Annotated in this window: 11 protein-coding genes; 2 read left to right on the forward strand and 9 right to left on the reverse strand. The window is 69.7% G+C overall.

Annotated features, from left to right (window positions below; genetic code table 11):
- Window positions 1–10 precede the first annotated feature (10 nt).
- From ACG04R_RS24265 to ACG04R_RS24275, 3 genes are all read right to left on the reverse strand, one after another.
- Entirely contained in the window at window positions 11–1,408 is a 1,398-nt protein-coding gene (locus ACG04R_RS24265) for a glutamine synthetase family protein (protein ID WP_394416278.1), read from the reverse strand.
- A gap of 62 nt (window positions 1,409–1,470) precedes the next feature.
- Entirely contained in the window at window positions 1,471–2,265 is a 795-nt protein-coding gene (locus ACG04R_RS24270; RefSeq protein ID WP_394416280.1) for a gamma-glutamyl-gamma-aminobutyrate hydrolase family protein, read from the reverse strand.
- Window positions 2,266–2,380: 115 nt separating this feature from the next.
- A complete protein-coding gene (locus tag ACG04R_RS24275) occupies window positions 2,381–3,310 on the reverse strand; it encodes a LysR family transcriptional regulator (RefSeq protein ID WP_394416282.1) in 930 nt (309 codons plus the stop codon).
- A gap of 108 nt (window positions 3,311–3,418) precedes the next feature.
- On the opposite strand from ACG04R_RS24275, the gene aptA reads away from it, so the two are divergent.
- Together aptA and ACG04R_RS24285 are read left to right on the forward strand one after the other, a co-directional pair.
- Window positions 3,419–4,768 (forward strand): omega-aminotransferase AptA, encoded by a 1,350-nt coding sequence (gene aptA / locus ACG04R_RS24280; RefSeq protein WP_394416284.1) that lies wholly within the window; start codon window positions 3,419–3,421, stop codon window positions 4,766–4,768.
- A gap of 24 nt (window positions 4,769–4,792) precedes the next feature.
- Window positions 4,793–6,298: a CoA-acylating methylmalonate-semialdehyde dehydrogenase gene (locus tag ACG04R_RS24285; RefSeq protein WP_394416286.1), complete on the forward strand. Its 1,506-nt coding sequence runs from the start codon at window positions 4,793–4,795 to the stop codon at window positions 6,296–6,298.
- A 12-nt stretch (window positions 6,299–6,310) separates the two neighbouring features.
- Here the strand turns inward: ACG04R_RS24285 and ACG04R_RS24290 are convergent, their stop codons facing one another.
- The 6 genes from ACG04R_RS24290 to ACG04R_RS24315 form a co-directional block, all read right to left on the reverse strand.
- Window positions 6,311–6,937 (reverse strand): hypothetical protein, encoded by a 627-nt coding sequence (locus ACG04R_RS24290; protein WP_394416288.1) that lies wholly within the window; start codon window positions 6,935–6,937, stop codon window positions 6,311–6,313.
- The gene (locus ACG04R_RS24295; RefSeq protein ID WP_394416290.1) at window positions 6,937–8,589 is read right to left on the reverse strand and encodes a putative porin; all 1,653 of its coding nucleotides are present in this window, start codon (window positions 8,587–8,589) and stop codon (window positions 6,937–6,939) included. The genes ACG04R_RS24290 and ACG04R_RS24295 overlap by 1 nt, the downstream gene beginning before the upstream one ends.
- Before the next feature lie 21 nt (window positions 8,590–8,610).
- Window positions 8,611–9,285 carry a TonB C-terminal domain-containing protein gene (locus ACG04R_RS24300; protein WP_394416292.1) on the reverse strand — a complete coding sequence of 225 codons (675 nt, stop codon included), beginning with the start codon at window positions 9,283–9,285 and terminating at the stop codon, window positions 8,611–8,613.
- A 1-nt stretch (window position 9,286) separates the two neighbouring features.
- Window positions 9,287–9,688, reverse strand: coding sequence for an ExbD/TolR family protein (locus tag ACG04R_RS24305; RefSeq protein ID WP_394416294.1), 402 nt, complete (start codon window positions 9,686–9,688; stop codon window positions 9,287–9,289).
- 380 nt (window positions 9,689–10,068) lie between these two features.
- Entirely contained in the window at window positions 10,069–10,479 is a 411-nt protein-coding gene (locus ACG04R_RS24310; protein ID WP_394416296.1) for an ExbD/TolR family protein, read from the reverse strand.
- A gap of 144 nt (window positions 10,480–10,623) precedes the next feature.
- Window positions 10,624–12,312 carry a DUF2341 domain-containing protein gene (locus tag ACG04R_RS24315; protein WP_394416298.1) on the reverse strand — a complete coding sequence of 563 codons (1,689 nt, stop codon included), beginning with the start codon at window positions 12,310–12,312 and terminating at the stop codon, window positions 10,624–10,626.
- Window positions 12,313–12,324: the final 12 nt, after the last annotated feature.

Consider the following 12,324-nt stretch of genomic DNA (forward strand, 5'->3'; position numbering starts at 1 on the left):
GTCGCCTCCCTCAGACATGCAAAAGCAGATGCTCGCGCTCCCACGGCGAGATCACCTGCATGAACTCGGCGTGCTCGATGTCCTTGACCTCGGCGTAGACGTCGATGAAGGGCTGGCCCAGCATGTCGGCCAGCGCGGCCTCGGCCTTCAGCAGGTCCAGCGCCTCGCCGAGGCTGCGTGGCAGGCCGTACTCGCTGAGGTAGGCGTCGCCCTTGCATTCGACAGTGGGTGTGAGCCGCTGCTCGATGCCGAGATAGCCGCAGGACATCGTCGTGGCCAGCGCGATGTAGGGGTTGGCGTCGGCGCCGATCACGCGGTTCTCGATGCGCCGCGCCGCCGGCGACGCCAGCGGCGAGCGCAGGCCTACGGTGCGGTTGTCCACGCCCCATTGCGTGTTGATCGGCGCCGCCGTGAAACGGGCCAGGCGGCGGTAGCTGTTGACGTAGGGGGCCAGCAGCGCCATCGCCGCGGGCAGGTAGCGCTGCAGGCCGCCGATGAACCAGTGGAACTCGTCGCTGGCCGAGCCGTCGGGCCTGCTGAACAGGTTGCTGCCGTCGCTGGTGCGGACGATGCTCTGGTGCACGTGCATGGCGCTGCCGGGCTCGCCGGCGATGGGCTTGGCCATGAAGGTGGCGTACATGTCGTGGCGCAGTGCGGCCTCGCGCACGAGGCGCTTGAACAGGAATACCTCGTCGGCCAGCAGCAGCGGGTCGCCATGGAAGAAGTTGATCTCCATCTGGCCGGCGCCGATCTCGTGGATCAGCGTGTCGACGTTGAGGCCCATCTGTTCGCAGTAGGCGTAGATGTCCTCGAACAGCGGGTCGAACTCGTTGACCGCGTCGATGGAGTAGGCCTGGCGCGAGGTTTCGGCGCGGCCGCTGCGGCCGATCGGGGGCTTGAGCGGCAGGTCGGCATCGGTGTTGCGCGCGACCAGGTAGAACTCCAGCTCGGGCGCGACGACCGGCGCCCAGCCGCGCTGCGCGTACAGCTCGCAGACGCGCTTGAGCACCGAGCGCGGCGCGAACGGCACGAGCCGGTCGTTGCGGTCGTAGCAGTCGTGGATGACCTGCACCGTGGGGTCCTGCGCCCACGGCACCATGCGGGCGGTGGATGGGTCGGCGCGCAGCGTCATGTCGTGGTCGGTCGACGCGATGACGTCGCTGTAGCGCGGCGTGCCGGGCGTCTCGCCGGTCACGCTCATCGCGATGGCGACCTCGGGCAGGCGCATGCCCTTGTCGGCGGCGAAGCGCTCGCGCGGCAGGATCTTGCCGCGGGCCAGGCCCGTGAGGTCAGGGACCAGGCATTCCACCTCGCCGACGCGGTGTTCGCGCAGCCAGTGGGTCAGGGTGTCGAAGTTGGCGTCGGCCGGCAGCGCGGCGGTGGCGGGGGATTGGATGGGGGACAGCATGGCAGGACTCGGTGAGCGGTGGACGGCCCGCGGCAAAGCACCGCGGGAGGGCGTGACACGGCTCAGGCGTCCGGTGGCCGGTGCAGGTCGCGCCAATCCTGGCAGGCCGCACCGAAGGCCTTCAGGATCGCCATCGAGGCCGGGTTGGTCTCCGCCCGCCATTCGGGGTGCCACTGCACGCACAGCGCGAAGCCACTGCCCGCGGAAAAGGCCTCGACGAGGCCGTCCGGCGCACGCGCTTCCACGCGCACCGTGTTGGCCAGGCGGTCCACGCCCTGGCCGTGGATGCTGTTGACCGTCACGGTGTCGGTGCGCAGCAGGCCGGCCAGCAGGCCGCCGGGCTCGACGTGCACCGGATGTGCCGGGCCGTACTGCACGCCGACGGGCTGGTCGTCGGCGGCGCGGTGGTCGGCCAGGCCCGGCTGCTCGTGCACGGCCTGGTGCAGGCTGCCGCCCAGCGCGACGTTGGCCTCCTGGAAGCCGCGGCAGATGGCCAGCAGCGGCATGCCGCGGGCGATCACCTGGCGCACGATGGGCAGCGTCCACGCGTCCCGCAGGGAGTCCAGCGGCAGGCGGGTGTCGTGGACCTCGGCATCGAAATGCGAGGGGTGGACGTTGGACGCGGAGCCGGTCAGCAGCAGGCCGTCGGCCATGTCCAGCCAACCGTCCAGTTCATCGGGGTGCGCGGCCGGCACGATGAGCGGATAGGCGCCCGCCAGCCGCACCGCCTCGACGTACTTGCGGCCGACCATGTGGAAGGGGTGGTCGCCATGCATGCGGTTGCAGGCCGGGATCAGCACGCGGGGGGCGCTGCGGGGCAGCGCTGCCTGGATGGGAGTGGTGGTCGGCGCGGTCATTGGAGGATGTCGCCCGGCCCAAAGGTATTGGGTTTCGAGGGATTCGTCCAATCCCCGGTGACTCACTCTGGATTGCTTGACAGCGCCACGTGAGCGCGCGGGGGCGCCTTTGTGTTCAGGCGTCGCCGTGCGCCTGGACCAGCGCCGTCAGGAAGCTCTGCGCTGCACGCGACAGCGTCGGCGCGCGGCGGTGTACGCTGCTGAAGCGGCAGTCGTACTTCAGCACGTCGGGCGCGATGGCCCGCATGCGGCCGGCGTCGACGAAGGTCTGCGCGTAGTGCTCAGGCAGGAAGCCGACGAACGCGCCCGACAGCACCAGCGTCGCGATGCCCTCCTGGTCGGATGCCGTGGCCGCACGGTCCAGTCGGTGCTCGTGGGCGAGGCGCATGTTGGGCGAGTGGTAGCCCAGCCCGGCCAGCGGCTGGGTGCGCAGGTCCTTCCAGTCCGCGGCGGCAGGTGCGGCAGCGAACCAGGGGTGCGTCCGGCCGGCGTACAGCCGCATGACCTCGCCGAACAGGGGGGCGTAGATCAGGCTTTCCGAGCGGCGGTGCTCGGGCAGGATGCCCAGTTGGAACTGTCCGTCCATGACGCCGCGCTCGATCATCGCGATGGTGCCGACGTGCAGGTGCAGCGACACCTCCGGCGCCATCGCGTGGAAGGCGCTGACCGCCTCGGCGATATGGGCCTGGTGATTGGTGGCGGTCTTGTCGAAGATCGCCACGTGCAGCTCGCCGCCCAGCCCGCGGTGGATCTCGTGCAGGCTGCCGCGGAAGGCCTCGGTGGCCGACAGCAGCTGTTCCGCCGCCGCGTAGACGCGCTCGCCTTCCGCGCTCAGCGCGAAGCCACCGCGCCCACGGCGGCACAGCACCAGGCCCAGCCGCTCCTCCAGATCCTTGATGTGGCGGCTGATCGTCGACATCGCGATGTTCAGCTCCAGCTCGGCGGCCGCCATGCCGCCGCAGTCCGCCACGGCCTTGAAGACGCGCAGCAGCCTCAGGTCAATATCGCCGAGCCGCCCCAGCAGCGCGCGGGCCTTTGGTTGCATTTATCTTCAAGTGAAGTGGAATAAGTTGTCATTCCATTAAAGCACGCGGGCCACGAGCATTCGCCCTGACACGACCGCGGCGCGACGCCGCCATCCCAGGAGATCGCGATGAACGCAAAGGAAGAATGGCTGCACAACCCGCCCGCGGCGCAGGCTGAGCATCTCGCCGCGCACTGGATGCCGTTCAGCGGCAACCGCGAGTTCAAGCGCAACCCGCGGCTGATCACCGGCGCGGCCGGCCACTACTACACCACCGCCGAGGGGCGTCGCGTGTTCGACGGGCTGTCCGGCCTGTGGTGCACGGGCCTGGGCCACGGCCGCAGCGAGATCACCGAAGCGATCGCCCGGCAGGTAGCCACGCTGGACTACGCGCCCGCCTTCCAGTTCGGCCACCCGCTGTCGTTCGAGCTCGCGAACCGCATCGTCGAGCGCATGCCGGCCGGCCTGAACCGCGTGTTCTTCACCGGCTCCGGCTCGGAGGCGGCCGACACGTCGCTGAAGCTGGCCCGGGCCTACTGGCGCCTCCAGGGGCAGCCGGGCAAGACGCGCTTCATCGGCCGCGGCAAGGGCTACCACGGCGTGAACTTCGGCGGCATCTCGGTCGGCGGCATCGCGGGCAACCGCAAGCTCTACGGCCAGGGCGTCGAGGCAGACCACCTGCCGCACACGCAGCCGCCGCTGGGCAGCTTCCACCGCGGCATGCCGCCCACCGGCGCCGATCTCGCAGACGAGCTGCTGACGCTGATCCAGCTGCACGACGCGTCCACCATCGCCGCGGTCATCGTCGAGCCGTTCTCGGGTTCGGCCGGCGTCATCGTGCCGCCGGTGGGCTATCTGCAGCGCCTGCGCGACCTCTGCACGGCGCACGGCATCCTGCTGATCTTCGACGAGGTCATCACCGGCTTCGGCCGCACCGGTCACTGGACCGGCGCCGAGGCCTTCGGCGTCACGCCCGACATCCTCAACATCGCCAAGCAGGTCACCAACGGCGCCCAGCCCATGGGCGCCGTCATCGCCCGCCAGGACATCCACGACACCTTCATGGACGCCGGCGGGCCGGACTACATGCTGGAGTTCCCGCACGGCTACACCTATTCGGCCCACCCGGTGGCATGCGCAGCGGCGCTCGCGGCGCTGGACCTGCTGGAGTCGGAGTCCGCGCTGCAGCGCGTGCGCGAGCTGGCGCCGCGCTTCGAGAACGCCGTGCACGGCCTGCGCGGCGTGCGCCACGTGGCCGACATCCGCAACTACGGCCTCGCCGCCGGCATCACGGTGGACCCCGCGCCCGGCGAGCCGGCCCGCCGCCCGTTCGAGATCGCGATGGCCATGTACCGCAAGGGCTTCTACGTGCGCTACGGCGGCGACACCATCCAGCTGGCGCCGCCGTTCACGAGCACGCCGCACGAGATCGAGACGCTGCTGGACGCGCTTGCCGAGACCTTCCACGAAACCGCCTGACCGACTGCGCCACCCCCGCCTGCCATGACTGCCCTTCGAACCATTCCCCATCTGATCAACGGCGCCCGCCAGGACGGCGGCCAGCGCCTCGCCGACGTCTTCGATCCGTCCACCGGCCGCCCCGTCGCCCGCGTCGCGCTGGCCGACGCGGCCACCGTGTCCGAGGCCATCGCCGCTGCGCAGCGCGCGCTGCCGGCCTGGAAGGCCACGCCGCCGCTCAAGCGCGCACGCGTCATGAGCCGGCTGAAGACGCTGCTGGAGGACAACGCCGCGCGCATCTGCGAGCTCATCACGCTGGAGCATGGCAAGGTGCTGGCCGACAGCATGGGCGAGCTGCAGCGCGGCATCGAGAACGTCGAGTACGCCAGCTACGCGCCGGAACTGCTGAAGGGCGAGCACAGCCGCAACGTCGGCCCCGGCATCGACGCCTGGTGCGAACACCAGGCGCTGGGCGTGACGGCCGGCATCACGCCGTTCAACTTCCCCGCCATGGTGCCGTTGTGGATGTGGCCCATGGCGGTGGCCTGCGGCAACACCTTCGTGCTCAAGCCGTCGGAGCGAGACCCGTCCAGCGCGCTGCTGATCGCCGAGCTGGCGTTGGAGGCCGGCCTGCCGCCGGGCGTGCTCAACGTCGTCAACGGCGACAAGGAGGCGGTCGACGCGCTGCTGGCCGACCCGCGCGTGAAGGCTGTCAGCTTCGTCGGCTCGACGCCGGTGGCCGAGGCCATCTACGCGACCGGCACCGCCCGTGGCAAGCGCGTGCAGGCGCTGGGCGGCGCGAAGAACCACGCGGTCGTCATGCCCGATGCCGACATCCCCAACGCCGTGACGGCGCTGATGGGCGCAGCCTTCGGCTCGTGCGGCGAGCGCTGCATGGCGGTGCCCATCGTCGTGGCCGTGGGCCAGGCGACGGCCGACGCTGTCGTGGCCGGCCTGGTCGCCGAGATCGCCCGCATGAAGGTGGGCCCCGGCACGGCTTCGTCCTGTGACATGGGGCCGCTGGTGACGCGGGCGCACTTCGAGAAGGTGCGTGGCTACGTCGACCACGGCGTGGAGGAAGGCGCCACGCTGGTGGTGGACGGCCGCGGCCTGTCGGTGCCGGGCCACGGGGGCGGCTACTTCCTCGGTCCCTGCCTGTTCGACCACGTCAAGCCCGGCATGAAGATCCACCAGGAGGAGATCTTCGGCCCGGTACTGGGCGTCATGCGCGTGGATTCATTGCAGGAAGCGATGGACATCATCAACGCCCACGAGTACGGCAACGGCACCTGCATCTTCACGCGCGACGGCGAGGCCGCGCGACATTTCAGTGACCACATCGAGGTCGGCATGGTGGGCGTCAACGTGCCGCTGCCGGTGCCGGTGGCCTACCACTCCTTCGGCGGCTGGAAGCGCTCGCTGTTCGGCGACCTGCACGCCTACGGGCCGGACGCGGTGCGCTTCTACACGCGGCGCAAGGCCATCACGCAGCGTTGGCCGTCCGCCGGCGTGCGCGAAGGTGCCGTGTTCAGCTTTCCGTCCAGCCGCTGAGCGGCTAGAGGCTCAACGCATCACCCGCTGCGCCTCCAGCTCGGCGCGCAGCTTTTCCGCCTGGTCCTCGAAGCGCACGGCTGTGAGGCCCAGCACCGGGTCTTGCAGCAGCGCGGTGTCGAGTGGCGCGCGGCCCTGCCAGCGCTTCACGAGGTCCTGGCCGATGGCGTAGAGCTTGCGGTTCTTGCCCTCCGCGTCGGCCAGCGCCTGCGTGCTGCGCTCCAGCAGCCGCGTCAGCGCCTGGTTGGCCTGCTGGCGGGCGGCGGCTTCCTGGCGTGCGGCAACGATCTGCTGCTGCAGCGCCTGCTCGCGTTCGAGCGCCTTCGCGTCGTCCTGTTGCCGGGCCTCCCGGTCGGCCTGCAGCTGCACGCGCAGCGCCTGCACCTCGGCCTCGCTGGCCTTCAGGCGGGCGGCGCTGCCGGCGATCTGGGCGCGGGCGGCACTGGCGTCCTTCTTCGCACTGGCGGCTTCGGCCTCGACCTTGGCCTTGTCGGCCTGCAGGCTGCTTTGCTGCTCCTGCGCGGCGCGCAGCGCAGCCTGGGCACGGCGCAAGGCCTCGCGTTCCCTGGAGGGCTTGGCGTCCTCGGCATGGGCGGTGAGGCTGGCTGCGGCCAGCAGCGCGATCGCGATGCGCTTCATCAGAACCTCGCGTTCAGGTCGAGCTGGAAGACCTCGATGCGCAGCGGCGCGCTGCTGAGGTTGCCGCTGATCGACGTCGCGTCGCCCGGCACGGCCAGGAAGCGCACGCCGTCGTCAAGGTTGCGCGTGCTGGTCCAGCGCCCGCTGAGCCAGAAGTTGCGATCCAGGCCGACGTTGCCGCCGATGGACCAGCCCTTGTAGTTGGTGCCGCCCAGGTGCCAGGTCGTGTCGGTGAAGCCGTCGATCCACGCGTCGCGCTGCACCAGGCGGTAGGCCGTGAAGGCCTGCCAGTCGCCGCGTCGCGTCAGCTTCGGCGCGCCGACCTGCACGCGGGCCTGCACGGCGTTGGTCTTCTCCTTCAGGTCCGCCAGCGTCACGCCGGCGCGGGCCTGGATGTCCTTCAGGTCGAAGGCGGTGTTCTTGATCCAGTCCAGCGTCAGGCCCACGGGCACGGGAAACACCTGGTCCAGTTGCAGGCTGGCCGTCATGTTGACGGGGCGGAACTTGGACGCCAGGCCCCAGGTCGGCGAGGCCGTGCTGGTCGGGTCGTTCAGGTTGATCAGCGTGTTGCCCTTCAGGCGCAGGCCGGCGGCGTACTGCGACGCGAAGTAGTTGGTCGTGCCGGCGCGGGTGCCGGTGGGTGCCGGGTCCGTCTCGCGGCGACCTTCCATGTGGCGGAAGTCGTAGGCCGCCAAGCCCAGCTTGAACTGCACGCCGCGGGCGAGGTCGATCTCGCCGCCGACCTGTGCGCCCAGCAGCCACTTGTCCTGCGTGGACAGGCTCAACTCCTCCAGCGGGAACACACCTGCCGCCGCGAACAGGCTGCGCTGCGGCGTGAAGGTATGGCTCAGCTTGGCCGCCACGCCGTCGAAGGCCAGGTCATCGGGCCAGGCCAGGTCGGTGCTGTAGAACGGATTGGGCATGCGGCCGAAGTCAGCGGACAGGCCGTTCATGAACAGCGGCGGCTGCCAGCGGATGTAGGCGCGGTCCAGCCCCAGCGTGTAGCGGTTGAAGTCGTTGCCCAGCGTCTGCGACGTGGACGTGGCGCTGTTGCCCGTGCTGCCGGTGGCGATGCGCACGTTGGCCAGCACCTGGTCGCTGAGCTTGGCGTCTACCTCAAGGCGGCCGCGCAGCGTCAGGCGCTGGCGGTCCGTCGTCGTGTTGGTCAGGTCCGGCGACCACGCGGGCGACGCCGTCTGCGAGCGGTAGACCTCGGCGGCGATGTTGTCCTTGTCGAAGAACTCGCTCTGGCCGCGCACGCGCAGGTCGCCGCCGACCTTGATGCGGCTGATCCATTCGGGCAGCGCGTCGGGCTGGCCCCAGCGCTCGCCCTTGGCCTGGGCCAGCACCTCGGCCTTGATCTCCTCGCGCATCTGCTGGCGCACCGTCTCGGGCACGTAGGGGATGCGCAGCACGTTGGGCCTGGCGGCATCGGCCTGCGGCGGTTGCGGTGCCGGCGCGGTGGCGGCGGCCTGGGCCTGCTTGAGGATGGCCTCGGCCTTGTCGCGCGTCAGCAGGCCCTGGCCGACGAGGGCGTCGATGAGGGCTTGCGTCGTCGCGCGCAGGCGGGCGATCTCCTCCTTGTCAGAGGCCTCGGCGTGGGCGGAAGTCGCGAGGAGGCTGGCGAGCAGCAGCGTGAGGATGGGCTTCATGGGGTCGCGTCGAAATCGGAATCAGGCTTGGGGCCGCACGCTGAGGCGAAAGCGCATGGGTTGGGAGAGGGCCAGCGCCGGGGGCGGTGGCAGCTTGAACTGGCGGCGGGTTTCGTCGAGCGCACTGCGCAGCGCGGTGTCGTTGCCGTCGTTGCCGCTGGGGCTCAGCTCGAAGCGCTGGATGCCGCCGTCCTTGTCCAGCCAGATGGAGAACGTCGCGGTCAGCTGCTCGGCATCGGCCTTCAGGTGGCGCTCGATCTCGCTTTGCAGCAGCTGGCGCGCGGCGTTGGCGTAGAAGCGTTCCTGCGCGCGGTCGGCCGCGTTGCCGCTCGGACCGCCGCCGCCGGTCGTCGGCGCGCCGCCGGCGTAGTCCTTGGCGACGTTGCCCGCCGCGAAGGCGCTGGGACCATCGCCGGCGGCGCCTTCCATCTTGATCGCCTCGGCCGGCTTGGGCGCCTCGACCTGCTTGATCTGCTCCTCGCGCATGACCTGCTTGGGCTCTTCCTTCGGCGGCTCGGGCTTCTTCTCTTCCTTGGGCGGAGGCGGCGGGGGCGGTGGCGTGTCGGGCAGGATGGCGATCTTGGCGACCTGGCGCTTGGGCGCCTCGGCCTTCATGTGCGTGACGCCCCACCACACGGCGATGCCCACCAGCACGAAGCCGATGGCGACGAGGATCTTGACGTGCAAGGCCTTCATGTCAGGTCCCGATCCGGCTCGTCACCAGGCCCATGTTCACGCCCAGCTTGTTGCACAGGTCGATGACGGCGACGACGCTGGCGTACTGCGTGCGCGCATCGCCCTTGATGGCGACGGACATCTGTGCGTCGCGTTGCTTCGCGGCGTCGAGCTGCGTTTCCAGCTCCGCCAGGCTCACGCCGACGCCGTTCAGCAGCACACCGCCATCGGGCATGACCTGCACGATCTTCAGCTCGTGCTTCTCCGTGCTGGGCTTGTTGCTGGGTTTGGGCATGGTGATGCTCAGGCCTTGCACGCTGGCAGTGGTCATCAGGATGAAGACGACCAGCAGCACATAGGCGAGGTCGAGCATCGGCGTGACGTTGATGCTGTCGTAGGGTTTGGCGTCCTGGTTGACTTGCATGTCAGGCGCTCCGCGGTGGGTTTGGGTTAGCGCCGAGGCCCAGCCGGGAGGTCGCCCCGGCGGGCGACCTACTTTGGCTTCGCCGAAACCTTCGGTTTTCTTGTGTCGACAAGAAAGTAGGCAAAGAAGCGACCCCCGACCGCCCCGCCCCTGCGGGGTTCCCGAGGAACACAAGCCCCGAAGCCCCGCGCCGAACTCGCTCCGCTACGCTCTGCTCAAACAGGCGTCGCGAGTCAGTTCTTGAGGCGAGCTGCGCTCGCGGGCTTCGGGGCTTGTGTTCCTCGGCGGGGCTCAAGGGGGGAAGATAAATACCTCGATGCGAACGGCTTCCGGGCTTGGCGATGGAGGTTCTCGTGGGGCGACGAAGCAGCTTGCTCATGTCAGCTCCCCGCCCGCTTGGTGACCAACCCGATCTCGGTGATGTCCAGCTTCTTGGCCACCTCCAGCACCTGCATCACCTTGTCGTACTGCGCCGCCGCGTCTGCCTTCAGCACGACGGGCAGTGACGGGTTGGCCGACTTGTACTGGGCCAGCGACGTGCGCAACTGCTCCATGTCCACGGGGTAAGCGTCCAGGTACACGCCGCCATCCGCCGTGATCGTGATCGCGCGCGTCTGTGGCTTGGCCAGGTTGTTGGCCGCCATCGTCTCGGGGGACTTCACCTTCACGCCCTGCACCGATGCCGTCGTCAGGATGATGAAGACGACCAGCAACACGTACGCGAGGTCCAGCATCGGCGTGACGTTGATGTCGTCGTAGGGCTGGTTGTCACTCTTGATGTCACCGGCCATGGCGATCGCCTCCGTTTTCGGGCCGAGCGCTGGGCCGCTCCCGAGCCGGCCCGCCAGGGCGATGTGCATGCGGCTCGATGCCGCATGCATCGCCGTCCCCTTGGGGGACCGGCCAACGTACTCGTTGGACGAGGGGCTTCATGTTCAGGGAGCGCCGTACAGCTCTGCAACGCGGGTGATGAACTCGTCGATGAAGATCTGCATGTCCGATGTCGCGTTCTTGATCTGCGACGCCAGCCAGTTGTAGCCAAAGAGGGCAGGGATCGCGACGCCCAGGCCGGCGACGGTCGCCAGCAGCGCGGCAGCAATGCCCGGGGCGATGGCGTTCACGTTCACGTCGCCCGCCGCCGCGATGGCGGCGAAGGTGATCATCACGCCCACCACCGTACCCAGCAGGCCCAGGAAGGGGCCGCCCGAGATGGCGATGGTCAGCAGCACCATGCCCGAGTTCAGCTGCGCGTTCTCGCGCACGTAGTCGGCATCGACCGAAGCCTTCACCGCGTCCAGCGACGCGCCCGACAGCGGCTTGGCACCGGCCTCGCCGACCTTGCGCTTGGCCAGCTCGCGCACGCCGGCCTGGTAGAGGCGGTAGATGGGCGAGGCCGGATGCGGCGCGTGCGTCTCCAGCTTCAGCAGCTCCTCGTCGGCCTCGCGGAACTTCAGCACGAAGCTGCGGTTGGCCTTGGCGACCCGGTTGACCAGCAGGCTCTTCGTCACCATGACCCAGGCCGCGATGGCGAACATGACGCCCAGGATGCCGATGACGGCCCAGGCATCCGGCGTCAGGTTCTTGACGAGGATGCCCATGTAGCCGTGGCTCTCGCCGCCTTCGGCTTCGGCGCTGTCCTTGGCCTCGCGCGTGGACGCGACCAGCTTGCTTTCGGCCCCCTGTGCGCCGGCGGCGACGGCAATCCAGTCGGCGCTGCGCAGCGCGGCGGCCACCTGCACCTCGTCCATCAGCCCGTGCGCGCCCTCGCCCAGCGCCAGGCTGCTGCCCAGCGCCGGCGTGGCGAGGTCGCCCTGCGCGACCTGCGCGCCGCTGACGAACAGCGTCGCCTTGCCCAGGCCCAGCCGCAGCGCGACCTGCGTCCAGCGCGCCACCGGCACGTCGCCGCCGGACACCTCGGCCTTGTCCGCGCGGGCGACGAGCTTGCCGCCGTTCAGGCCCAGCGTCAGCCCGCCCCAGTGCAGCAGCGTCGCGCGCTGCACGTCGTCGAGCTTGATCCACAGGCTGACGGTCAGCTGGTTGCCCGCGTCGACGACGGGCTTGTCGGACAGCGCGTAGACGATGGCCTCGCCGCCCAGCTTGGCGCTTGTGGCCAGCAGGCCGTTGGGCTCGGTGACCAGCGTGCCCTGTGGCTTCACGGCGCCCAGTTGGTCGCCGCCCGCCGGCTTGTCGCTGAAGTGCAGCGCGATGACGGTTGCGGCATCAAACCCGCTGGCGTCGCCTTCCGCGGCGGCCTTGGCATTGCCGCCGTAGACGTAGAAGACGTTCTTGTCGGTGCCAGGCAGCACGCTGGGCAGTTGCACCCACAGCACGGCCAGCTCGTTGACGCTGTCAAAGCGCTCGACGCTGAACTTCAGCGGCGTCTTGTCGTCACCGGCGACGACGCGCAGGTCGCTGCCGTCCTCCTTGGCGGCCGTGAAGTCGAAGTTGCCGCTGTGCAGGCGCACAGCCACGGCCACACCGCTCGCGGCTTCCTTCGTCTCCAGCCCCTGGGCCGACGTGTTCAGCGTGATCTTGGCGCGCTCGCTCCAGTCGGCGTTCCACCACGCGTGGGCGGTGGCCGGCAGCAGCGTGGCCAGGAGAAGTGCGGTGAGTGCTTTGCGCATGTTGTGGTCTTT

This window comes from Pelomonas candidula (assembly GCF_043555985.1).
GTDB lineage: Bacteria > Pseudomonadota > Gammaproteobacteria > Burkholderiales > Burkholderiaceae_C > Pelomonas > Pelomonas candidula.